The organism is Paenibacillus sp. A3M_27_13 (assembly GCF_024213315.1).
Lineage (GTDB): Bacteria > Bacillota > Bacilli > Paenibacillales > Paenibacillaceae > Paenibacillus > Paenibacillus polymyxa_B.
Genome location: NZ_JANAVE010000002.1, coordinates 179,349 through 203,150 on the forward strand (window position 1 = coordinate 179,349; position 23,802 = coordinate 203,150).

At 47.2% G+C, this 23,802-nt stretch carries 20 protein-coding genes; 19 read left to right on the forward strand and 1 reads right to left on the reverse strand.

Going from position 1 to position 23,802, the window contains the following annotated elements; translation table 11 throughout:
* The first annotated feature begins 84 nt into the window (after positions 1-84).
* From NLX82_RS27545 to NLX82_RS07535, 18 genes are all read left to right on the forward strand, one after another.
* A complete protein-coding gene (locus tag NLX82_RS27545; RefSeq protein ID WP_256026575.1) occupies positions 85-219 on the forward strand; it encodes a hypothetical protein in 135 nt (44 codons plus the stop codon).
* Positions 216-1,076, forward strand: a complete 861-nt coding sequence (locus NLX82_RS07455) for a hypothetical protein (RefSeq protein WP_028543150.1) — start codon at positions 216-218, stop codon at positions 1,074-1,076. Before NLX82_RS27545 ends, NLX82_RS07455 begins: the two co-directional genes overlap by 4 nt.
* Before the next feature lie 10 nt (positions 1,077-1,086).
* Positions 1,087-1,305, forward strand: coding sequence for a YqzN/YkzM domain-containing protein (locus tag NLX82_RS07460; protein ID WP_068938509.1), 219 nt, complete (start codon positions 1,087-1,089; stop codon positions 1,303-1,305).
* A gap of 2 nt (positions 1,306-1,307) precedes the next feature.
* Positions 1,308-2,774 carry a phage tail sheath family protein gene (locus NLX82_RS07465; protein ID WP_068938510.1) on the forward strand — a complete coding sequence of 489 codons (1,467 nt, stop codon included), beginning with the start codon at positions 1,308-1,310 and terminating at the stop codon, positions 2,772-2,774.
* A gap of 122 nt (positions 2,775-2,896) precedes the next feature.
* Complete coding sequence (locus NLX82_RS07470; protein ID WP_013309122.1) at positions 2,897-3,304, forward strand: phage tail tube protein; 408 nt, start codon at positions 2,897-2,899, stop codon at positions 3,302-3,304.
* Between the two features lie 76 nt (positions 3,305-3,380).
* The gene (locus NLX82_RS07475; protein WP_007429164.1) at positions 3,381-3,815 is read left to right on the forward strand and encodes a phage tail assembly chaperone; all 435 of its coding nucleotides are present in this window, start codon (positions 3,381-3,383) and stop codon (positions 3,813-3,815) included.
* A gap of 176 nt (positions 3,816-3,991) precedes the next feature.
* Entirely contained in the window at positions 3,992-6,004 is a 2,013-nt protein-coding gene (locus tag NLX82_RS07480) for a tape measure protein (protein ID WP_254347689.1), read from the forward strand.
* Positions 6,005-6,040: 36 nt separating this feature from the next.
* Entirely contained in the window at positions 6,041-6,685 is a 645-nt protein-coding gene (locus NLX82_RS07485; protein ID WP_254347690.1) for a LysM peptidoglycan-binding domain-containing protein, read from the forward strand.
* Complete coding sequence (locus tag NLX82_RS07490) at positions 6,682-7,659, forward strand: XkdQ/YqbQ family protein (protein ID WP_053324821.1); 978 nt, start codon at positions 6,682-6,684, stop codon at positions 7,657-7,659. The genes NLX82_RS07485 and NLX82_RS07490 overlap by 4 nt, the downstream gene beginning before the upstream one ends.
* A complete protein-coding gene (locus NLX82_RS07495; protein ID WP_071559063.1) occupies positions 7,652-8,059 on the forward strand; it encodes a hypothetical protein in 408 nt (135 codons plus the stop codon). Before NLX82_RS07490 ends, NLX82_RS07495 begins: the two co-directional genes overlap by 8 nt.
* Positions 8,046-8,516: a DUF2634 domain-containing protein gene (locus NLX82_RS07500; RefSeq protein ID WP_081047455.1), complete on the forward strand. Its 471-nt coding sequence runs from the start codon at positions 8,046-8,048 to the stop codon at positions 8,514-8,516. The genes NLX82_RS07495 and NLX82_RS07500 overlap by 14 nt, the downstream gene beginning before the upstream one ends.
* Positions 8,516-9,667 carry a baseplate J/gp47 family protein gene (locus tag NLX82_RS07505; RefSeq protein ID WP_254347691.1) on the forward strand — a complete coding sequence of 384 codons (1,152 nt, stop codon included), beginning with the start codon at positions 8,516-8,518 and terminating at the stop codon, positions 9,665-9,667. The genes NLX82_RS07500 and NLX82_RS07505 overlap by 1 nt, the downstream gene beginning before the upstream one ends.
* Positions 9,660-10,334 (forward strand): YmfQ family protein, encoded by a 675-nt coding sequence (locus NLX82_RS07510; protein WP_034094989.1) that lies wholly within the window; start codon positions 9,660-9,662, stop codon positions 10,332-10,334. Before NLX82_RS07505 ends, NLX82_RS07510 begins: the two co-directional genes overlap by 8 nt.
* A gap of 1 nt (position 10,335) precedes the next feature.
* Positions 10,336-12,897 (forward strand): hypothetical protein, encoded by a 2,562-nt coding sequence (locus tag NLX82_RS07515; protein WP_254347692.1) that lies wholly within the window; start codon positions 10,336-10,338, stop codon positions 12,895-12,897.
* A gap of 12 nt (positions 12,898-12,909) precedes the next feature.
* Complete coding sequence (locus NLX82_RS07520; RefSeq protein ID WP_254347693.1) at positions 12,910-13,521, forward strand: hypothetical protein; 612 nt, start codon at positions 12,910-12,912, stop codon at positions 13,519-13,521.
* A 59-nt stretch (positions 13,522-13,580) separates the two neighbouring features.
* On the forward strand, positions 13,581-13,847 hold the full coding sequence (locus NLX82_RS07525; protein WP_069081224.1) for a hypothetical protein: 267 nt from the start codon (positions 13,581-13,583) through the stop codon (positions 13,845-13,847).
* Between the two features lie 87 nt (positions 13,848-13,934).
* Positions 13,935-14,381, forward strand: a complete 447-nt coding sequence (locus tag NLX82_RS07530; protein ID WP_023987387.1) for a phage holin family protein — start codon at positions 13,935-13,937, stop codon at positions 14,379-14,381.
* 158 nt (positions 14,382-14,539) lie between these two features.
* Complete coding sequence (locus tag NLX82_RS07535) at positions 14,540-15,505, forward strand: glycoside hydrolase family 25 protein (protein WP_023987388.1); 966 nt, start codon at positions 14,540-14,542, stop codon at positions 15,503-15,505.
* Between the two features lie 117 nt (positions 15,506-15,622).
* Here the strand turns inward: NLX82_RS07535 and NLX82_RS07540 are convergent, their stop codons facing one another.
* A complete protein-coding gene (locus NLX82_RS07540; RefSeq protein ID WP_254347694.1) occupies positions 15,623-20,116 on the reverse strand; it encodes an amino acid adenylation domain-containing protein in 4,494 nt (1,497 codons plus the stop codon).
* Positions 20,117-20,693: 577 nt separating this feature from the next.
* Here NLX82_RS07540 and NLX82_RS07545 point away from each other — a divergent pair.
* Complete coding sequence (locus tag NLX82_RS07545) at positions 20,694-23,789, forward strand: cyclic peptide export ABC transporter (RefSeq protein WP_254347695.1); 3,096 nt, start codon at positions 20,694-20,696, stop codon at positions 23,787-23,789.
* Positions 23,790-23,802: the final 13 nt, after the last annotated feature.

The following is a 23,802-nucleotide window of genomic DNA, read 5'->3' on the forward strand; positions in this document are numbered from 1 at the left end:
GCCGGCCATTAGGGCCGGTTTTTTCATGCGGTGATCGTCTCTGTCGGTTCCCGGGAATTCGTTGTACAGAAAGGAGGAGTCGTGTTGCCTAAGCAAGGGATGCTGCAATGCATGAGTACGAGGCTGCGCTGGATGAGAACACGAAAGTGGAAAAAAGCCTGGCTGAATAGCCACAACATGCGAACGCAGGGGACGCAAAGGTGGCATGCCGCAGGATGAGACAAGCCTTTAAGCAAAAGCTCATTGAAATTATTCCAGCGCTACAAGGGCGTGTATACGATGTTCAGCCACCGTCGCAGACGGCAGAGGAGCCGTATGCTGTTATGGCGCTGGGCGAGGAAATCTGGAAGTCTTCCTGGGCCGGCTATCGGCAGGTTGTTCGCATCAAGCTGTACGCAGGACAAGCCGGGCTGGCGCAGGCTGATGTATGGGCGAATGCCCTGATTGCCGGGCTGCACCGGGAACCAGTGACAGGTGCAGGTGAGGACACATCGGCTTTTACCGCGCACTATTTGGGTGTGCGGGATGCAGAAAAGCTGGACACTGTTACGGGCAAGGCCTATAGAACGCTGCGTTTTGGCGTGTATGTGCCTGAGACGGAAGGTGGTTCGGCCGTTCCAGCAAACGGTGCTACACAGCCGGAAGAGTGGCTGGCCGCGCTGGTCCGCTGGACGCAGAAGCAACTGGGCGAAACGTGGTCGGTATACGCCGACGCTTGGCCCGCACAGCCGGGACGGCACGCGGTACTGTGGCGGATGAGCGGCTGCGAAACTAGGATGGCGGGAGCCTCCATGTATGAGCTGCGCAAACGGTTCATCGGGCATATTACCGCCCCGGACACCACTGAAGAAAACCGCGCAGCTTCCGCACTGATCGAGGGCTTTGCCGCTCAAATCCAGCTTCCTCTGGATCAGGACAAAGGCCGTTATATGTCTACAGCTGAAGCTTCAGCCGATTTGCAGGCGGATGCCATTTTAGATGGTCAGCTTCGGCTGATGCTGGTACAGCGGCGTATGCGCCCAGCTGAGGAAGCGGCGTTGATTCGCAGAGTGGAAATTCATCCTATTTTGAAATGAGGTGGTCCGAGTGACCTTGGAAAACCATGAGAAGGCCCCGGTACATTCCGGGCAGGAAGCAAGTGGCCCTCGCTATACACTGGAGGAGCTAAAGGAGCACGCAGAACCATTGTTTTCCGTGAAAGAAGAAGTGCTGGCAGGCGCATTTTTTGGCACACAGGACAAGCTGTTTACGGTAGCAGAAGCACACACTAAAATCGAACAATTTATGAAAGCGAAGGTGGACTAATTATGGCAGGCGGAACATGGGAAAACACGAATAAACCGGTATTGCCGGGTTTGTATATGAATTTTCAGGCAGCAGCAGCTTCAGCAATTCAAGGTGGGTCACGTGGTACGGTCGTTGTACCCGTTAAGGCGAATTGGGGCCCTGTACGTGAGTTTGTAGAGATCGGCAGTGAAACGGCAATCAGCCAAATCTTTTCGGGTGACAGTCTGGACGGTGCGACCGCGTATTCGACGCTGTATCTGGCTTTGCTGGGCAGTCCGAAAAAGCTGCTAGCCTACCGTTTGACAGATGATACAGCTGCTGAAGCATCTGTGACGCTGAAAAGCGGCGGTGCGACCCCGGCGGATGTGCTGCGTCTGAAGGCTTTGTACACAGGTAGCCGTGGTAATGGTTTCGCTGTAACTGTACAGCCAACTTTGGGTGATGAGCAAGCTCGTGAGGTGCGCCTCTATGAAGGAACCAAGCTACTCGGCACGTACAAAGGCAGTGACGGTACAGCAGCCTCTATTGCCAAGGCCATGAACGAGAACAGCGAAAACGTATGGGTGAAGGCCGAGGTTGTTGGCGACGGCGGCATTCCGGTGGATGTCAGCGGCGTACACCTCACTGGCGGCAACAGCGGCAATAGCAAGCTGGTTAATGCCGATTACATCGCGATGCAGGAGGCACTTGAAGGACAGGAATTTAATGTCTTGGCTCTGGATTATGCAGCTGATCTGGCATTGCTGCAAAGCTTTGCTGCCTGGATCAAGCGTGTCCGCAACGAAGGTAAAGGCGTAATCGCTGTATTCGGCGGTTCTGCGGCAGATGATGTGTCCAAAACAGCCGTCAGCTTGGCCTCTGCACGTTCCCTGGCGCTGAACCATGAAGGTATCGTGAACGTCGGTACAGGCGTACGTCTGGCAGGTACGGACTACAGTTCCGCCCAAACGGCTGCTTATGTAGCCGGGCTGATTGCAGGCCAACGTCTGAATCAATCGGCGACGTATGCGGTTACGCCTTTTGAGGATGTGACCCGTCGCTGGACACGTTCCGAGCAGGAGCAGGCAGTCCGTAATGGTGTCTTCCTGTTGTTCTTTGACGGTCGTCAGGTCAAAGCGCTGCGTGGCATCAACAGCTTGGTGAACCCGGCTGCTGGACAAAACAATGCATGGAAGAAAATTCGTTCCATCCGTGTCATGGATGCTATTAATGCTGACTTGCAGCGTGCAGCCGAAGAGACTTACATTGGCAAAATCAACAACACGGTGGAAGGTCGTCTGGCGCTTATCGGTGCGATCAAAGAATACCTGGCACAGCTGTCGCTGAGCAACGTCATCGAAGCAGATGGCTACGATGTCATTCTCGACCCGGCTTACTACGGCGATGCGCCAGTCATCAAACCGGAGCCGGATCAAGTGTTCCTGCAATGGAACGTGAAGCTTACCGACGTGATGGAGCAACTGTTCGGCACATTTTACGTGCAATAAATAAGCATTTTACGTGTACAAGCATTTCGCAGGCAATCAGCAGAAATGGTGTAGCTTGTTAACAACGAGGATTTTGTGAAATCCCGAACTATATTATGGATCATTTTGAGGAGGAAAAAGAAATGTTGGATGCTTCAAGAGTCATTTTAGGTACGTATGGTCAGGCGCATGTGGACGGGGTGTGGCAGACGAATATCAACAAGCTGGAAGCCAGCGTGGAAATGGAAAAACGCGAGCTGAATCTCGTGGGCAATGAGTGGAAGGTGCACAAGCGCGGTATCAAAAAGGGAACGGGAACAATGAGTGGCTACAAGGTCACATCCGATATGATTCGTCGCGGTTTTAACCGTTTTGAGATTATTACTAAATTGGATGATCCAGAAGCCTTCGGACATGAAAGTATTCGTCTCATTCGTTGCACTGCTGACAAAATCCAACTGGCCAACTGGACAGCAGGTGAAGAAGTACAGGAAGAAACGACCTTCACCTTTGAAGGCTATGAGCTGCTTGATCCGATTGTAGCAAACTAAATTGGTTAACGGGGGATGGGATGCTGCCAGGCGTTCCATTCCCTAAATACAAATGAACAATAAGGGAGAATGACTTATGAGCTTAAATGAGAATATGACAGAAGAACAAATTTTGGATAGCCTGTTTGAAGCTGCTGAAAAACTGCCAGAGGAAACGGTACGTATCAAGCGCCTCGATATGAAAATTGTGCTGCACGGCCTGACCTCCAGTAAGGTGGACAGCATTCGTGAACGCTGCACAATTCGACGGACTGTGAAAGGTGCAGTGGATGAAAAGGTAGATACCGAAACGTTCAACGCCTTGTTGATTTCGGAAGCTACTGGAAAGCTGGAAGTAAAAGGCTTGTCCCTTAACGGTTGGGGCGATCCCCGGATTACAAGCCGCTTAAAGCTGTCCGGTGGCGAACAGTCTGTCCGCCGTATGCTACTGGCAGGTGAACTGGATGCAGTAGGAGATAAGGTGCTGGAACTGTCCGGTTTTGGTGTTGAGATTGCTGACCTAAAAAACTAATCAGCTCCGGGGGAATGACGACGATGCTGTACCACTTGTGGGTCCGGCACCACCTCCGCCCCGGAGACTTTTGGCGGCTTCCCCGCGGTGAGCGCATGCTGCTGCTGGCGTTTGCCGAACAGGAAATGGATAGCATAGCAGCTTCAAAAGCATAAACAAGGAGGTGAACATGATAGATGGCAGAAGCATTAAATTACCGCATGAACCTTGTGATTGATCCTAAAAACGTCATTAAGGCGAACAGAGAATTGCGCGCAATGGAACGCTATTTTGAGCGGATTCAAGGACGTGTGTTGAAAATTGGACGTACCCGCATGGCCCCGGAAATTGTACTGAACGATATGGCCTCCAAAGGATTGGATAATCTGTTGAACAAGATTAACCGGGTCAAATCCCAGATTATTAACGCCTCGGGAAGTGTGGATTTAAAGGTGAAGAGTAGCAGTAGTGTGTCCATCGACGGCATTAGTGGTCTTATAACAGCGTTGGAGAACAATACGAAGGCAGTTAGAGGCAACACTGGTTTAAACATACTAAATAGTACAAAACCTAAAGCAGAAGAGGAAAGTAAACTTCCAGCGTGGGCTGAGGCGCTACAAAAATACAATGAGCCTGCCAAGGTTGTTCAGGAAGTATACAAAGGGGTTACAGGTGAAGATTTAAGTCTTCAAACGTTTAAAAAGATGCCCGCTGCTTTTATGGAAACCAGACAAACGTGGAAGGAAGGCGGAGCAAAAGGAGTACTTAAAAAATTCTTTTTTCCGGATAAGAAAGAAGAGGCTGCTGAAGGCAACACGGAAGGTACGTCAGGCAATAAAGACCTTTCGGAGATTAAAGAATTAATTCAGAAATTAATTCAAGTTACCTCAGATAAATCTACTGGCGGGTTTGGCGGTGGCGGCGCAAATAGCCCGGGAAGAAGGAACAAACGTTCAGGCGGTAGAAGATCTGGTAATAGAGGCGGTAGTCGTCGGTCTTCGAGTGGTCAAAGAGATTTTAATTCAAGAGCCGGAGAGATAGCAAGAATTAATATTAGAGATCGGAACTCGATACGAGGAAACAGAAGTGGACGACAAAACGCTGGAGGTTCAGCAGAATCCAATCCTCGGATTAACCCTGCCCGAAGAGTTCCAAGTCCAAGAAATCATCCGAGAAATCCTGGTAATCGCCGCTCTTCCAAGTCGGGTGGGATTCTTAGCTTTGCCGGCGACTTGCTAACGGGTGGAACAGATATAGATGCTTCTTCTGTCCTAGATATGGTGAGCGATAGCGGATTAGTTGAAAAAGTGAGTAAGGGCCTGGGCGTAAGCAAAAAGTTCATTAGTGGGCCTTTGGGGGTTCTGGCAGATGCAGCAAGCATAGCTACAGCAGCTCCGGGCAAGGAACGCGCACAAGCGATTGGTTCCACCGTAGGTGGGGCGGTTGGGAGTACGGTAGGCGGAGCAATTGGAACATTTTTGCTTCCAGGTGTCGGCACTGCTGTTGGCTCATATGTAGGCGGTTTAGCAGGTGACTTTTTAGGGGGCAAAGTGGGCGGTTGGATTTCAGACCATGGCTCTGAAATAAAGGAAAAGGCATCCAAAGTAACCGGATGGCTTTCTGAGAAGAGCGAAGCCTTTGGTGATAGCATCTCTAACTTCTTCTCTTTTGGTAAAAAAGATGAACCCAAGAAAGCCCCAGCTAAGCCGCCTGAAGTACCTAAACCTGCTATACCACCTCAACCAGCTGTAGCTGTGGCTACCAAACCGTTAACACCTATGCCACCATTTCCGGGGTTACCACCCGGCTCTCAAGTGATGTATGGACCTCCGCAACCAGGTGCAAAAGGCGTCCCTAATCCTTATGGACCGATGGCTATAGCTAACCAGGGAGTCAATCCAAACCCACTACTGAATACTGCAGCTCATGCGAACAATGGAGCCAAAGCTAAAGGCAAAGGTAATGGTAATCCGACACCTCAAGTAGTACAGATCAGTCCTGAACAGATGGGAACCCTGTCTGGCTTTTTGAAGGATTTTAAAACGGAAACCACCAACCAATTCAATCTTCCTGCGGGGGCTGTACAGGTCACTGTACATGAGAACAAGCTGGATGTGGATGGGCTTATTACACAAATTGGCTACCGTCTCAAAGCTGAAATTTTGCGTGCAACGCAGAACACCAAGCCAGCGAGCGCTGGAGCTATGTAGTGCAGTAGATGGTAGCAATGGGGAAGGAGGAAAGAGATGGAATTTAGTTTGACGGATGGTAAGGGGAAAAAGTTTCAGTTTCCAGTAAACCCTGAGGAAGTGACGATCTCACGGCAAAAAGGATTTGATACAACGACGATTTTATCCTATGGGGAGTTTGACTTCCCACAAGGGGAGAAGGTGAAGGAAATCTCCTTCTCTTCTTTTTTTCCGAAAGAATACAATCCAGCGTATTGCACATATGAAGATATCCCTGATCCGCAGGAAGCCATGAACACGTTGAATGGCTTTTTGTTATCCAAGAACCCGCTACGTTTTATTATTACGGAGACAGCCGTGAATGTGCCAGTAATTGTGGCATCTCATAATTCGATCTTTCGCGGCGGCGAGTATGGGGATGTGAATTTTGATCTGTCACTGCGGACCTGGAGTGATATGAAAGTTGCCAAAAAAGCTGGTGGCACAGGAAGTAAGACGGCTGCGGTCAACAAAAAGCCTCGCACAGATATGAAAGAAAAGAAAAAAACATATACGGTTAAGTCCGGGGATTCCTTGTCCAAAATTGCCAAGCTGGAGTTGGGCGACAGTTCGCAATGGAGTCGTATTTATCAGCTTAACAAAAAGGTCATTGGACAAAATCCGAATGCAATTAAACCGGGGCAAAAGCTGGTGCTGTCATGAGTTATAAAGTCATTTTACAGGATAAATATGATTTGTCGCCGCTTGTGGAGAACATTAATTTGAGGGATTCGCTGGAGCAAATCGCCTATCAGGGCACGGTCAATCTGGTCGTTACTCCGGATATGCCCGCCATTTCCCCGGGGATGTCCATTCGGGTTAGCGGAATTCCTTATGGCAAAAAGGATTATGTCCCCTTGCTGTCTCCAGCGGTGATCTGGGAAGTAGAAACCTCTAACAACGGGCTCAAACGTATGACGTTGACGTTATATGACCGTACAGTGTATTTAGACAAGTCCGAGGATGAATATTTACTCCCTGCTAAGCAGACGGCTACTCAGCGTTTTCAGAAGTATGCTAGGGACTGGAAGCTGAAAATCGCTTCATTGCCAGATACGAAAAAAACGCTGGGGCGCGCCGTATACCGCACACAATCCATCTATTCTATGATGCTGGGAGATCTGCGCGAAACGGCAAAGGCGGGAGGGAAGCTGTATCATCCACGGATGATTTCTTCCGGGTTGGAGCTGTACGAGCTGGGAACGAACAAAGATGTGTATGTTTTGGAGAGAGTGACTGATACGACACAGTCCCGTACGCTGGAAGGTGCGGCCACAAGAGTGAAGGTACTGGCTACGGCTGCCAGTGAATCAGGCAATGAGGTACCGTCCAAGGTGATGGCGCTTGAGGAGAAGGACATTGCCAAATATGGGACACTTCAGGTGATTGTGCAGGATGACGAGGTCAAGTCTGGTGCAGCAGCACGTGAGTTGGCCAAAAGTAAGCTGAGAGGCATACAACAAACGATATCAGTAAATGCACCGGATATGAATACGATCCGAGCAGGAGACGCGGTAATGTTAGGCTCCATAAAGTTATTGGTCATTTCGGTGAGCAGGGAATTAGGTAACCCCGGCAGTATGTCGCTGGAGCTCGGAACGTATGACGATGTAAAAAGGAGGTTTTACCTTGAATAAGGACCCCTACGGGCATTTGGCTACTGCGCTGCAATCTTCATTTCATAAGCATACCAAGCAAGCGCTGAGTGGAGTGGGCGCGGTACTAGGCACGATCACCTCCACGGGACTCAAGTTGGACGATTTTAAACATGAGCTTCAGGATTATCTGATCGCGGAGCTGCCGGGACTGCTATCTGTACCACGCCATATGTACAAAGGTACCTCAACCGCAGTGGAATCGGAAAATTGGGAAGGCAAAGAGCTGAAAACTTCCTTTTATATCGGGGAAGACGAGCTGGAGGATGTGAATCTCAGTTTGAACGAAGGACTCAAGCCCGGAGATCGTGTACTGGCGGTTCGGGTGAATAGCGGCAATGATGTGGTAGTCGTATGCAAGGTGGTGAATGGACGTGGCTAATTTGTTTCCCGAAACGGATGATATGATCTGGACAGACACGGATATGACCGACCCGGATGTACTGGAGGATAATCGCGCAGTATTTGGGCGAAGCTGGCGGTTTGATTTTGAAGCCGGTGAGTTTGTTATGAGCCCTAGTCGTAAAATCGTGACTACAGGTGAGAAGGAAGCGTGGGTACAGTGGTGTGAAAAAGCGATTCGCACTCCTCGCTACCGGCATGTGATCTATTCGCCTGACTATGGGAGTGAGCTGGAGGAGCTGATTGGCAGCAGCTATGGGCACGGTGTGCAGGAAAGTGAAATTAAACGTATGGTCACAGAGGCGTTATTAGCAGATGCACGTACGGCTAGTGTGGATCAATTCACGTTTCGCTGGGAAGGTGAGGCATGCCATTTTAGCTGCCAGATTACGAACGTGCGAGATGAAACGGAAATTGTGGAAAGTGTGGTGATCTAATGGCAGACTTGCCGGAATATTTGGTAGACCAGACGGAAGAGGAAATTTTAAATCGGATGCTGGAAAAAGTGCCTTCGGACATGGATAAGTCCGAGGGCTCTTTTATTTGGGATGCACAGGCGCCGGTAGCGTTTATGCTATCCGAAGCGGCAATCTGGGCGCAGGAGCTACTGCGACGTGGCTTTGCCAGCACCGCAGCCAGCGACAACCCGGATTTTCGCTCGCCGGAGCTGGATTTGCGTACAGCAGAGCATGGGGTAACACGGCGAGAAGCGGTTGCTGCCTCAGGTATGGTCACATTCACGGGCACAGCGGGAACGACCGTCCCGGCAGGAACCTTGGTGGCGACCCCGGCAGATGATGTATCCGGGGAAGCTTCTATTGAGTATGCGACTACGGCATCGGTCACGCTGGATGAACAAGGTGCCGGGGAAGCGACTATTAAGGCGGTCAATCCCGGGCGCAGCGGTAATGTGCCTGCAGGTGTCATCCAAGTGATGGCAACCCCGATTAGCGGGGTTGCCTCTGTGATCAATACGGAGGTAACAAAAAGCGGTACAGACGTTGAGAGCGACCAGCTGTTGCTGGAGCGTTTTTATGCCAAGGTGCGGAACCAAGGCACAAGCGGCAACAAGGCGCAGTATACCCAGTGGGCGAATGAGATTGCTGGAGTTGGTGGCGTAGAAGTTGTTCCGCTCTGGAAAGGGCCGGGAACAGTAGGGTTATATGTGCTGGATACGGACAAACGAGCAGCCAGCCCGGATATCGTGGCTGCGGTGCAAAAGTATATTGATCCGACGCAGGATGGGCAAGGAGAAGGGCTGGCACCAGCGGGCCCTGTGGTGACGGTTATGCCAGCGGCAGAAGTGGAGATTAACATCTCAGTCAAGGTACAGCGTACCAAAGAGAAGCCGTCCACACTGGATGAAATCAAAAAGCTGATCGAAAGCGGTGTGCGGACGTATTTGAAGCAGCTTGCTTTTTACAAGGAAGACCCGTTGGTACGATATACCCGGATTTCTGCTGTGCTGCTGGACATTCCGATCATTATTGATTTTTCTGAACTGAAAATCAATGGACAGAGCAATCAGAATATTGAGATTGGATCAGGTCAGGTGGCAGTGCTGGGGACGGTGAGCGTTAGTGAGTAACAATGGAACGAACAGTTTTGAAGATTTATTGAACAATCCAGAGCAGGAAAAACGTGCAAACCGTATTGACAATTTTGTTAATCGGGTAACTATAGCGGGAGATACAGTGGGCCAAATGAGCAGCGAGCGGGGACGCGAGCTGCTTTCCTATTTGCCTGCCTATTATGAAACCTCACGTGTGATGCGTTCCGATATGGATGCTAAAGGAAGCGAATTGGATGCCTTGTATCTTGCAATGGATGCAACGGTGGGACAGTTTTTCGTACGTACCGCCACATGGGGGTTGGAACGCTGGGAAATGGAGCTGGGTATCGAAACCGATCCGACGAAGCCATTGGACCAACGGCGTGCGGTGGTGGAATCGAAGCTGCGAGGGGCAGGAACTTTTTCTGGCAGGCTTGTCAAAAATGTAGCTGAAGCGTATGACGGAGGCACGGTAGATGTCACTTTTCATCCCGCCGAATGGGGATTCACCGTCAAATTTATCGATACCATCGGGATTCCGCCCAACGTGGAGGATCTTAAAGCAGCCATTGAGGAGATCAAGCCCGCTCACATGGCAGTAGAGTACAAATTACGCTACCTGACCATTGCTGAAGTTGAGTCTATGACCCTCTATGAAAACGAACATACAACACAGGATAGATATTTAGGAGGTGGCGCATAACATGGCAAGCGAAAAAACACCGAATCTTGGTTTAAATCAAATTGACCGCACATCACCCAAAACAACGTATTTTGATCTGGAGAAGTATTTGGATCAAAACTGGCGTGCTGTAGACGATTTCGCAGGTGACGTGAATAATGGTGTAAATGAGATCAAGAAGCGTCTGGATACGACAGAGCGTAAGACGGTAACTTTGGAACCTGGGGTTCAGATTCTTAACGCTGTTAAGGCGGCTCCATTTTCTTTGTCCGGAATAACCGGACGAATGCTGGTTAACCTGCTTGGGCGCGCAGGCTCTGGCGATCAAATCGGTAGCCTTTTAGGTTGGGAAGCTGATCTTGCAGTTGATACATCTAATAAGGCGCAGGGTATGGGATCAATCAAGGTCACTGCAAAGAATGCCACCGGCGTGTATAACGTGTACAGTAGCGGATTAAAGCTTACTGGCGGAAGGTACTATATCGCCCTGGCTGATGTTAAAAACATCAATGCTTCAAATAATATTTATGTAAACTTTTCTACGGGTGGTAATAAGGCGCTCAAGCAGTCCATAGATAAGAGTCAATTTGTAACGATCTATACAAAATGTGCACCGGCAAACGATACTGCGATAAACTTGGAAGTTTCAGCGATTTCCACAGCAACGGGTCAAGCTTTTTATGCAGACGCGATTCGTCTCTATGAAGTTAGCGCCTCAGAATATGCTGCGCTGGATAGCATGGTTGCTGAACAGGTAGCTGCCAAATATCCATATGTAGACAGCGTAACGCCTGTGCGTAATCCGTACGCGATACGGTACGGGGAAAACCTGTTGCCGAGCTTCTATGAATGGGGGCTACACGCCAATATGAAAGCGGCAGGCCCTTATTCCTTATCACTCGCCGCTACAGCGTCTTTCCAGGCGGCAAATGTGTACGTTCCTGTCGTGTCAGGAAAAGCATACACAATTAGCGGAGAGGTAACTGGGATTTTGTACATGGCTTTCGAGGATGCCAATGGGAACGTGGTGGGAGGAGGGAACAACACTTCAACGCCTCTGCCTTTAACATTCACAGCTTCAGCTAATGCAAGTAGATTACGAGTGACAATAGATAATGGGAACACTTCGACCGGGACGTTTACGTTTTCCAACTTAATGCTCAACATCGGCAGCACAGCTAAACCCTTCAAACCTCGCGAAGACTCCATGTTGGCATTGCAAACAGACCTGTATGCCGATCCAGTTACAGGGGCTAACGCCGATACAGTCTATGAGAGAGACGGTCAGTACTTCAAATCCAAACGCTTTCAAGGTCTGATATTGGACGGAAGTAGAGCATGGGTGAATGGCGACACTTCTGCTGCTGGACTTAAACAGGTAAAAGTGGTAGGGCTGGCGGCGGGTGCAGTAGCTGGAAGCGGCATCGGTACAAAGTTTGACGGTAAGTTGTTGCCTCAGGGGACTACGGGTAGTACACCCGACACAAACGCCATCACCCCAGCTGGAGACGTTTATATATCTATTCCTGTTGCAGACAGTGGATGGGCAGATGGGTACTATCCAACGCAGGAAGACATTAAAGCCTACTTTTACGGGTATAAAGCGTATGACGCTAATACCATAACGCCAGCACAAGCGCAAGCGGCAACAACAGCGACATGGTCCGGTACTGGTACAAAGTACTGGGTTCAGCGTGTCGGTGCAGCTAATTTCACTCAATCCTTTCCGCAAACATCATATGCAGGCTATACGCCGTACCGACTTGTATACCAACTTGCTACACCTACGGTAGAGCCGATTGTTTCCGAAGGGCAGTTCTCCTTCGTTGAGGGTGATAATCAGGTTGAAGTAGGCACGGGGATTGTACTGCGTGAGAGTGCGAAACCTCAGTTTGAATCTGTAGGTATCAACTACCAGATAAATAGCAGCGGGTTGCCCGAGTCGCTGCTAAAGAATAGAGTCAAGAAAATACTACATGTGTTCAGATCGTCGAAACGAGACACCACTTTTAGGATTGTCTCCACAACTGATCCGTCTGGTGATATTGCTTATACTTCAAATTACAATTACATTACGTCCGAAGTATACAGTGTCACGTACTTCATTCAGGACTCCATTCCTGTCGCACCGTTCACTGGCTCCTACGCAGCAAACGAAAAGACATTGTTGGCTGACTTGGTAGATACCGTACAGCAAGCTAATACACGACTGTCTGTAGTCGAGAACAAGAAGGCGGACAAAGACAATCCTGCATGGATTATACCAACGTTGGTCAATGGATGGGTCAGTGTTGTTGGTGGGGCGCCATACACGGCAAGTTACTACAAAGATAGCCTCGGCATCGTCCACATGAGAGGATGGGTAACGGGCGGGGTAACCGCTCAGGCCACCACTATTTTTACTCTTCCGGTGGGATATCGTCCTAAGCAAAGAGGAATGTTTGTGGTTTACGACACAGGCGGAGCAGGGACGACACTCAAATTTGCCACTATATCCGTCAACTTAGATGGGCGTGTAACGGTAGATGCTATCTCTGGCGTTAACATCGGACTAGATCAAGTCAGCTTTTTGGCTGAACAATAGGGGGGCAGGCATATGAAAGTAGTACCTAAAGTAAATACAGATGGCCTCTATCTGGAGGACGAACTGGTGGACGATGCCTTTTCGGGTGTCGTCCCTTTTTATACCCCATCTTCACTCACGATATCTGATACAAGCCAGCAGTTAGATACCTATCAGCTTATTGACAGTAGCTCTAGTACCATAGATGGAACAAGTTCAGAAAGCATCCTTGCTGGTTACACAGTAGGAATTCCCGTACCACCCGGTCTATACCAACCTCATTTTGATATCCAAGGCTGGCTGACCTATGAAGCGGAATACGCAGAAAAGCAAGTTGAAGCACAAAACGCATACGAGAAGCTCAGCAAGGAAACTCAAGCTGCATTTCAGAAGCAGCATGATGAATGGCGAAACAAACCGGAAAATGAACGCGGGGATGAACCTGTATATTTTGCTCAGACATTCACGGCTCCAGAACGAAGAGACCCAACGACATTCTGGAGTGAAGGATTGAGTGCCGAAGCGATTAAGGAACTGACACAAAAGGCAGAGCAACAGCCAAGTGAGACAGACCAATTGAAGCAGCGTATTGCAGATCTCGAAGTGACGCTGACCCAGCTCATGCTTGGTAGCACAGGAAAATAACGTGTACAGGCTATTATATATAGTAGAAATTTTTATATAAAAGAGGTGAAGTCATAACTATGACTGCTTTAACAGAGGCTCAATTGCGTATTTGTGCTCATGCTTGCATCACCCGCTATGAGCGGGGAGAGGGCGATATAGCAACGATCATGGGAAGCTACATTTTAGATGAAGAACAACGTGAACAAGTAATGAAGATTATTTTATCCAAGCGTTCTGATCTGGTAACGGGCAACGTAGGTGATTCATCATCAACTGATGCTCTGAATGAACAGGAAGAAACGGTTAAATGGTATAACTCTATTTTCCGTAAAAAAACAGTATAGAGAACAAAACAAAAATAATTGTTTAAATGCCCTTGGATCAGTTCAAGGGCATTCATTTTACACCTTGGTTCAAAAGGGGGAACAAATATGCATGAAAAGATCGATCAGATTTGGCTGGGGCTATCCACGGGGACCTTGATCGGTTATTTTTTTGGGGGGTGGACCACAATGTTGACGTTGCTGTGGTGGATGGTCGTGATCGACTTTTTCACCGGATGGGCAGCGGCCTGGATTAATGGGGAGCTAAAAAGCCGCCAGGGGTATTACGGTATTTTTCGCAAGGTTACCGTGTTTTTGCTCATTACGGTAGCTCATCTAATCGACGGTATTCTCGGGGATGCACATTACTTCCGGGATGCCGTCGTTTTCTTTTATTTAGCGAACGAGCTGTTGTCCATTATTGAAAATGTGGGCAGAATGGGAGTGCCGATGCCGGATATTTTGCGGAATGCGGTAGCTATTTTTGAGTCCAAGTCGAGTGGAGAAAAAATAAAGCCAACCGACCCTTCCGACAAAGAAAATAAAGCTTCATAAAGTGCCACTAGTGGCCACTACCAAAATAGGCAGACTACCTTTTCGCCCTTTTTTCGGTGTAAAAGTGGAAAAGCCCAGACCGTATGGATGGTCCAAGCATATGGATAACAGAGACAAAGTGAGCTACAACATTATGAATGATAAGGAGGGAACGCCTTATGCAGAATCGCAGCCCTAACGCTGCCGAAGGCATTGACGTATCCCGATATCAGGGAACGATTGATTGGAAGCGTGTACGAGCCGATGGTAAATCGTTTGCCTTTATTAAAGCGAGTCAAGGACAGCGTTACGTTGATCCGACATTTATCACGAATGCAAAAGGGATCAAGGCAGCCGGGCTCTTACTGGGAACTTACCATTTTGTAGATGCCACCAGTGTAAACGCAGCAAAAGCGGAAGCCAGGCATTTTGCTGAGGTGCTGGATCAGGTGGGGGGTGCGAAAGCGCTGGACTTGCCAGCGGTGATGGATTATGAAAATAATCCGGGGGGGCTTAGCTCGGCCGCGATTCATGAGGTTGCGTTGGCATTTGTAACGGAATTTGAACGGGTAAGTGGCCGTAAGCCGATGGTATATACAGGGAATGCTTTTGCTGCCCATTTCAAAGCGCCATTGGGTAGTTATAAGCTGTGGATTGCGCGTTATAGTACACGGGTGCCCGGCGACACCACGGCATGGAAGCGCTGGGACTTTTGGCAATACAGCGATAGTGGACGGGTTGATGGAATTCAAGGGCCGGTTGACCTAAATGTATACGCCGGAACAGAGGCCGAGCTACGCCAAGCATTTGCAGGAGAAGAGGGGGATGAGCCAATGACAGCAGAGGAAAAAGCGGCATTTAAGGCCCTGCAGCAGCAGGTCGCTGCCCTTGAAAACAGCAAAGATGTGCTCAAGCAGACGTTGAATGAACAGAGCGCTTATATTAAAAAAGTGGATCAGCGAGTAGCTGAACTGGAGGCGCATCAGGCTATGCCAGTACCGACCTGGGCGAAGGAAGCGATGGCTGCCGCTGTTGCATTTAATCCGGCAAGCCCGATTGTGGATGCGAAACTGCCAAGCAGTTACGATTTTTATCGCTTACTGGTCGTACTGAACCGTCTGGGTGTGTTTAAAACAACCAAATGATCTTCGAAAGAACTCATTCACTGCCAATCCCACTTTTATATGAAATGAGTAAAGCAGTTACGCCCGAAGTCTAAATAGACAGGCGGTTGAAGGCAACCGCCTGCCCTTATTGCACCCTTATTCGAAAAGCAATTCAATATCCTCTTGGCTAATCCGAGCAGATTCAAAGTCCGAAGGAGTGAAGTGAACATTCTGCTGACTAAGTGTAAAATCAATCACACGGTGTAGAGTTTGGACATACATATGCATAAATTCAGTTATACTTTCTTTTTCAAACATTTCCGTGCTGTACATCATATGGACCACCAACTGGTCGTTAACAATCAGGCTGTTGATATCGATGCCAGCCGTTAGATGATTGACGAAGTCCACATCTTGAAGGCCTGGAGTATGCTTATATACATAGTCTGAACTCTGACTTTCATGATCGAACTGTCCCAGATAATTGAAGCGTAGGGGACGAATCTCTTTACTTTTTTCAATAGCTCCTAGCATGTATTTTAAAATGCCATAACCGATACCCTGTTGGGGAATGCGTCTGCGCAGTTCCTTGACATATGCAATGACACTGCCTATTTCTGTACCTGGCACTTGAATACGTAAGGGATGTAACGCCGTAAACCAGCCAACCGTTCTAGATACGTCTACGTGATCCAGGCTCCTTCCGTGATGCTCAACCTCATAAGTGAAATCTTCTAATCCAATCCATTCCTTTACACTTAAAGACAAGGCAGCTAGCAGTAAATCCACAGGCTCAGTATGATAGACCTGATTCGCCTTGGTGAGCAGTTTGTGCGTATGGGCAGGGGAAAGTTCTCCTTCGACGACTGCACATGAAGCATAGTTTACGTCAGTGGATGGCTGGCTTGTGATGAATGCTGGAAAATGGTCGTTGCCGCCCTCCATTTCATTCCAAAAATCAAGCTCCTCCCGTAGATCCGCAGTAGTGGAATAATGATGAAGCTCCTTGGCAAAGGTTTGAACAGAGGCTGTTTTTCTTGAAAAATGTACCTCCTTGCCTTCTTCTAAGGCATGATAAGCCTCCAATACATCCTCCAATATAATTCTCCAGGAAACTCCATCTACAACCAGATGATGCGCAGTGATGAACAATTCCCAGGTTCCTTGTCCGTGATCGAATATAGCTGCTCGAATAGGAAGACGGTGGGACAGATCGAAACCGGATTGCAAGCTATGCACCAGCTTATTGAATTCATGCTGCCAAGCCTCTGCTGAAATAGGCGTCATGTCATAACAATCCAGCTTGAACGGGATTGCAGTGAGTTCCGGGTTATAAAATAACTTGCCATCCGGGTGTATGCTCATCCTTAAAGCATCGTGATGTTCAATTACTTTGTGAAATGCCTTTTCTAGAGCAGAACAATCCATTTCATTTTTCAGCAGAAGCAAGACCGATTGATTATAGTGATGAGGATTATGAAATGACTGCTCCATAAACCACAAGGAGATCGGTGTAGGCTGAATTTCTCCGCTGACGGGAGCTGAAGAATCGTACAGTCGGCTCTTTTGGCGTGTGTAATGAGCAAGCTCTGCTATACTGGGATGCGCTAAGACATCCTGTACACCCACTTCCAAATCATAGTTATTTAATTTGGAAGTCATCTGGATCGCTTTAATAGAGTCTCCGCCCAGTGCAAAGAAATTATCGTGGATACCTATGGTAGACGTATGGAACAGCTCTTCCCAAACCTGCACGAGAATGCTTTCCACCGTATTATGGGCTTCCTCATATATGTCAGTTAATCCAGAGGACACGTCTGGTACAGGAAGCTTTTGCTTGTCCACCTTGCCATTGGATGTAAGCGGAATGATTTCCAGCTGGAGTATGTGGCTTGGTACCATATAATGGGGAAGACAAGCATGTAAATAATCTTTGAGAAGCTTGGGAGAGATAGCACGATCAGATACATAATAGGCACACAAAAGGGGATATCTATTCACATCGCCTGTTTCCACAACGTTTACGACAGCATGCTGGATGTCAGGATAGGAGGATAAAGCTCCTTCAATTTCACCCAGCTCGATACGAAAGCCTCTGATTTTAACCTGGTGATCATTTCGACCAAGGTATTCGATCAGGCCATTTTCCAGCCGTATCCCCATGTCACCGGTTTTATACATTCGTTCTCCAGGAACAAAAGGATTATCGAGAAACCTTTCTTTTGTGAGTTCCAGTCTGTTCAGATATCCTCTTGCCACTCCATGACCGGAAATGTAGATTTCTCCTTTTACCTGCACAGGAACAGGCTTTAAGTGCGTATCCAGCAAATATACAGCCACGTTATCGGAAGGCACACCGATGGGAACGGATCTTCTGCTATCCCGGTCTGCATCATACATATGGATCATGCAGCCTACGACGGTTTCCGTAGGTCCGTACTCATTGAACAGGGCAATACTTCCGCCAAACTTGTCATGAATGTTGTGAGCAAGACTGACTTTGAGATCTTCTCCTCCTACAATGCATTTGCGGACGCTCGATGTACGAATGTCCGACTCTTGTAGAAGGGACAAGTGTGCGGGAGTTAGCTTTACAATGGTTGTACGTTGGTCTTTCATAATGCGGAACAATACAAATTCGCCGGGATCATCATCTCTGTAGAGGTTAATGGCATGTCCGCTGATTAATGGGGTGAATATGGAAGTGACAGTCAGATCAAAGGCTATTGACGAATAACAAGCAAAGACCTCGTGAGCTGCGGACAAGTAGGTTTTATTCGCCCACCATATGTAATTCACAAGTCCCTTGTGCGGAACTGCCACTCCTTTAGGTTTGCCTGTGGAACCGGAGGTGTAAATTACATAAGCGAGCTGGTTCGGTCCGCTTTGTGGCTTCAAATTCGAGCAATCTCCATGGTACAGGGATGCATCGTCTATACGATAAACTCCTCTGGAAAATGAAATATCATCATTCAAAGGTGCATCGGTAAGAAGCAAAGCAGCCCCGGAATCCTCCAGCATATAGCTAACACGGTCAGCTGGATAGTGAGGATCTATAGGCAGATAGGCCCCACCTGATTTCAACACAGCTAAGACCGAAATGATAAGCTCAAATGAATGCCCAGCCATGATCCCCACGATACTCTCTTGCCCAATACCACGGCTTTTTAAAAACCTCGCCAGTTGGTTAGCTTGTTCATTTAACTCACGATAGGTTAACGTGTGCTCTTCAAAGTAACAGGCAATATTAGTAGCTTTTTCAACGACTTGCTGCTCAAATAACTGAGTAATGGTTAGGGACGAGGGATAGGAAGAACGTGTTTGATTCAGCCCATAGATCAGCTCATTTTGTTCCTGCGGAGATAGCATTTCAATTTCCGCAATCGGGGTCTGTGGCTGCTCGATCATCTCGCGAACGATATGAATGATATACTCAAACATTTTTGCGATCTGCGTCTCACTGTAAGAATTCACTTTATAGTCAAAGTCCAGCGTAATTCTTCCGCTCCCCTCCCAGTCACGAATAACCAGTTGCAGCGCATAAGGTTGATAACCACTGAAAACCTCCTGAACTTCATAGGGGCACCCATCAAATTGGGGACTAAATTTCATATTGTAATAATTAACACACATACCAAACAGACTGTTATATCCTTTTTGAGCAAGCTCCAGGTCACTAGCTAGAAGATCATATGGATATTTTTGATGAAAATAAAAATTCATCAGCTCTGCCCCCACATGCTTCATCAAAGAGCAGGCATCTAAAGCTTCATCCAGTTGGATGCGAAACGGCATGGTGCTGGTGAACATACCAAACGTATTTTTTTGTTTTTTGCCCGATCTGTTTAGGACTGGAGTCCCGATCACCACATCGGTTTCTTGAGTCGTCCGGTAGATGTAAAGCAGAAGGGCGGATACGAATAATACGTTTACAGAAAGTTTGGAGCTTTGGATAAAGGTCTGAATTATACGTGAAGTTTCACTGTCGATGGCAAAGGACGTTCGAACGGCCGAAATATCTTTGCTTTTGTTGATAGGTATCATGTCGGGTAAGGTTTGAAATTTTTCATGCCAGAATATTTTATTTTTAATAAAACGCTCAGATGTTAAATAGGCTTGTTCTTGATCAATGATAGGTATGTAGGAATATTCTTCATCAGCAGGCAGGGGGCTGTGGTTAACCAGTAGTGTATAATACTGCGAAATTCGTTCAGACACGATATGTAAGGCCCAACCGTCTGCAATAATATGATGAAATTGACCCAAATAACCAACATCACCAGGCCCAAGTTTAAAAATAACAAAAGAATACAGTTTGGCATTCAACAGAGGCATAACCTGTCCACTCACAGCCTTCAGCCATTGTTCAAAATGAAGTAACGGATCAGGCTCATGACTAAAATCAATACATGCGATCTGCTCCTTTTCATAGGGCTTCACGTACTGTACGGGTTCTTCATTTTGCTCTTCGATCTGGATGCGGAGGCCTTCCGTTTTGGAAATGAAGAGTTGAATCGCTTTCTCCAGCGCGTCAAACTCTAGTTCCTTTTGAATGCGTACAAGTCCGGTCAGATTGTGCATGGCTGTCGTACCATATATTTTCTCGTTATACCAAACTCTTTTTTGAGAATGTGTTAGTGCATAGAACATCCATTAGCCTCCTTATACATGCAGATATTGAAAAACATAGAGTCTACATAAAAATGATCCTAGCCCACCCAATAAAAACAATCAAGCAGAAAAAATGTATTTTTAAACAAAAAATAAAACGGATTTTCGACAATTTTATTCCAATTTAAAAAGGCGAGTTCCCTTTAAAAGGTTTCCGTAGGTTTACAATGGAATTTTTAAAAAAGTGTGAATTAGCTCACTACATCCGATATGGATGAAATGTTAAGGTGTTAATACAATTTCGATAATATTGATAAATATTAATTTATTAAGTATTTCTGGTAATTGACTCTCCGATTTCGCAATCAATATCCTGGCATTCTTCCTTAATTTTCCTTTAAATAAATCCATTCCTATTTAACATATATTTACTCTTAAACTATTTAATTATCCATAAATTAAATATACAAATTGTGTATATTTATTCATGATGTTGAATACTGTTTATCCTAGTTTTTTTATGTAATTACTAGATAAATAGTCTTACATATATTGGTCAAGCAAGCTTTGATTACATATTACAAAGAAAGCTGGAGCGATTATGGAATGTAAAAAGATGATCATGAGAAAAATGGCAGCGGTTATCCTGATTTTCGCTTTAGTGGCTACATGTATTCCGCCCAGTCGTGCGGAGGCCGCAGCAGGATTGGATGCAAACACCACTCAGCGTTTGGAAGCATTTATTCATGAGAAGATGCAGGAAGGTCATATCCCTGGAATGACAGTTATTGTGGTTCGTGGAAAGGAAACGGCCTATCTCAAAAGTTTTGGGTACGCCAATGTGGACAAGCAGGTTCCTGTAACACCCGAGACAAGCTTTGAAATTGCCTCTTGCTCCAAAGGATTTACAGCACTTGCCGTGCTGCAACTACAGCAGCAGGGGTTGTTGAAGCTGGATGATCCCGTTTCAAAGTTTTTTCCATGGTTTCAAGCCAAGTATAAGCACCAAAATGTCAAGATTACACTGCGGCAGCTGTTACATCACTCCAGTGGCATTCCATGGTACACAATTACCGACATCCCGATCTCCAACCGTCCCGATTCACTGGAACAGGTTGTACGAAATGTGAATGGCCTGGAATTACATAATCGTCCTGGCGAACGCTTTGAATATGCCACCATTAACTACGCAATCGTGGGGGCTGTCATTCAAAAGGTCACAGGGCAACCTTACGAAGATTATATGAAGACCCATATTTTTCAGCCTTTAGGTCTGAATAAAACTACTCTTTATCCCACAGAAGCCGCACCCACGATGGCAACAGGCTACAAGAACGGCTTTTTTCAAGCACGTGAATATCAATCCCCTGTCTTTAGAGGAAACCGTCCCGCTGGTTATATCATGATGGACGGAAATGACCTCGCCACTTGGCTCAAATATCAGTTGGGCAGCCTGAAATCTCCCATGACTCCATTAATTATGGAAACTCATGCGCCTGACCGCACCGTTACCCCCAGCAAGTTTGATATGTCGTCTTATGCTATGGGCTGGGCTGACTACCAAAGTGGAAACGGAGAGGTGTCCAAGGCTGGATTAAATCCGAATTTTTCTGCTTATATGGTTTTTCGCCCTCAGGATCAGCTGGCTGTAGGGATTATGGCAAACAACGGTACCACGTTAACGTATATCACCGGGCATGGTCTTATGGACATTTTACGAGATCGTCAGCCTGTGTCTCCGTATGAGCCAGATCAGAAAACAGACAATGCGTGGTCCGTTATTACGATCATGCTGGCATGTTATGTGCTGGCGGTAGGGGTCCTGTTGATTACGGTGGTACGAGATATCATCCGCAAACAACGTGTTTTGAAGCCTTTGAATCCAAAAAAGCTGCTCACATGGCTGCTATTTTTACTTTGCAGTACACCGTTTTTGTATGGAGTTTATTTGGTTCCTACTGCCATGCAGGGCGTTTCATGGACAACCGCGATTGTCTGGTCTCCGTTTAGCTTTCCGTTTGCGATTGCAGCCTTGGGGCTGGGATTGCTCTTGAGCTTTGGCTACCTGGTGTTGGGTACGCTTTTTCCGAACACAGACGAAAATAAACGCTCGCTTCCTTTACTGGTAATGATGAGCTTGCTAAGCGGGGCGGCGAATGCCTTTGTCATTTTTATCGTCAATTTCTCAATTGGCAGCGAAATACCGCTCAAATATCTGCTGTATTATTTCGGATTAGCGCTGGCGGTTTATATTTTCGGTCGCAAGCTGATTGAAACCAAATTAGTGAAGATTACCTACAACATGATTTATCGAAAACGAATGGAACTGATTCAACGTGTGCTACACAGCTCTTATGACAAATTAGAACGCATGGACAATGGCAAAATTTTAGCCACTTTAAATAATGATACAGAGATGGTGGGCTTCTCGGCCAATGTGGCGGTGGGGTTCGCGACCAGTCTACTGACAGTCATCTGCTGCTTTGTTTATCTCGGTACGATTTCATTTTGGGGCACGATACTTTCCCTTGTTGTCATTGCGGTGATTGCCGCATTTTATAGCATCGTCAGCGGTACGGCTAACCGCTATTGGGAAGAGGCGAGGGATACCCAAAACGTGTATTTGGGGTTCATCGACCACATGCTCAAGGGCTTTAAAGAGCTTAGTATGCATGGACGCAAAAAGACGGAGTTTAGCAGCGATATTCAGGATAGCTGTGAACAGTATCGTCAAAAACGCTCCGTGTCCCGCATTAAATTTACCAATGCACTGGTGCTGGGCGAGACGCTGCTGATTTTAATTTTAGGTGTAGTTACCTTTGTGTTCCCGACGATTTTCCCGAACATTAAGGATTACACATTAATTCAATTTGTTGTCGTGTTCCTCTACTTGATCGGACCCATCAACGGATTGTTGCAGGCTGTGCCGGAGCTGTTCCAGATTCGGACCTCCTGGCGAAGAATTAAAGCCTTTATTGCGGAAATGCCGACTGATGACAGCGGAGAAGTGTATGATACTGCGAGTTTGGTGGATGAAGAAGTGGCTGTGGAACGAATTGGTTTTCATAATCTTAGCTTCGAGTACAGCAACGTGACTGGAGAGTCCAGCTTTCTGGTCGGACCTATTACACTGGAAGCGGCTAAAGGACAGACCATTTTCATCACAGGCGGCAACGGCAGTGGTAAAACGACGCTTGCTAAATTAATGACTGCCCTCTATCCTCCACAAACGGGATACATCACGATCAATGGAGAAGTCATTGATGCCCGCACGTCGGGCGAGTATTTTTCCACCGTCTTCTCTGATTTTCATCTGTTTGAGCGCTTGTACGACATTGATTATAAGGAAAAGCAGTCCGACATTGAGCGTTATCTGAAAAAACTGGGACTGGAGGAAAAAGTAAGGGTCAAGGATGGATATTTCAGTACGCTCAAGCTATCAGGTGGACAACGAAAGCGGCTTGCGCTTTTGATCTGTTATCTGGAGGATCGACCCGTATATTTGTTTGACGAATGGGCTGCCGATCAAGATCCGGAATTCCGCAAGTTCTTTTACCATACACTTCTGCCTGAAATGAAGGCGGCGGGTAAAATTATTTTCGCCATTACGCATGATGACCATTATTTCCATACCGCAGACCGACTGCTGAAGATGGAAATGGGGCAGATGAAGGAGCTGGAGGTGCTGAGTGCTGAAGTCAGTGGCTCATAACCAATCCATTAAA

Excerpts from the sequence above, each read along its gene's own strand:
- NLX82_RS07465 (WP_068938510.1), top strand. The coding sequence starts at position 1,308 with ATGGCAGGCGGAACATGGGAAAACACGAATAAACCGGTATTGCCGGGT.
- NLX82_RS07480 (WP_254347689.1), top strand. The coding sequence starts at position 3,992 with ATGGCAGAAGCATTAAATTACCGCATGAACCTTGTGATTGATCCTAAA.
- NLX82_RS07455 (WP_028543150.1), top strand. The coding sequence starts at position 216 with ATGAGACAAGCCTTTAAGCAAAAGCTCATTGAAATTATTCCAGCGCTA.
- NLX82_RS07535 (WP_023987388.1), top strand. The coding sequence starts at position 14,540 with ATGCAGAATCGCAGCCCTAACGCTGCCGAAGGCATTGACGTATCCCGA.
- NLX82_RS07485 (WP_254347690.1), top strand. The coding sequence starts at position 6,041 with ATGGAATTTAGTTTGACGGATGGTAAGGGGAAAAAGTTTCAGTTTCCA.
- NLX82_RS07540 (WP_254347694.1), bottom strand. The coding sequence starts at position 20,116 with ATGTTCTATGCACTAACACATTCTCAAAAAAGAGTTTGGTATAACGAG.
- NLX82_RS07515 (WP_254347692.1), top strand. The coding sequence starts at position 10,336 with ATGGCAAGCGAAAAAACACCGAATCTTGGTTTAAATCAAATTGACCGC.
- NLX82_RS07525 (WP_069081224.1), top strand. The coding sequence starts at position 13,581 with ATGACTGCTTTAACAGAGGCTCAATTGCGTATTTGTGCTCATGCTTGC.
- NLX82_RS07490 (WP_053324821.1), top strand. The coding sequence starts at position 6,682 with ATGAGTTATAAAGTCATTTTACAGGATAAATATGATTTGTCGCCGCTT.
- NLX82_RS07545 (WP_254347695.1), top strand. The coding sequence starts at position 20,694 with ATGATCATGAGAAAAATGGCAGCGGTTATCCTGATTTTCGCTTTAGTG.
- NLX82_RS07500 (WP_081047455.1), top strand. The coding sequence starts at position 8,046 with ATGGACGTGGCTAATTTGTTTCCCGAAACGGATGATATGATCTGGACA.
- NLX82_RS07530 (WP_023987387.1), top strand. The coding sequence starts at position 13,935 with ATGCATGAAAAGATCGATCAGATTTGGCTGGGGCTATCCACGGGGACC.
- NLX82_RS07505 (WP_254347691.1), top strand. The coding sequence starts at position 8,516 with ATGGCAGACTTGCCGGAATATTTGGTAGACCAGACGGAAGAGGAAATT.
- NLX82_RS07475 (WP_007429164.1), top strand. The coding sequence starts at position 3,381 with ATGAGCTTAAATGAGAATATGACAGAAGAACAAATTTTGGATAGCCTG.
- NLX82_RS07520 (WP_254347693.1), top strand. The coding sequence starts at position 12,910 with ATGAAAGTAGTACCTAAAGTAAATACAGATGGCCTCTATCTGGAGGAC.
- NLX82_RS07470 (WP_013309122.1), top strand. The coding sequence starts at position 2,897 with ATGTTGGATGCTTCAAGAGTCATTTTAGGTACGTATGGTCAGGCGCAT.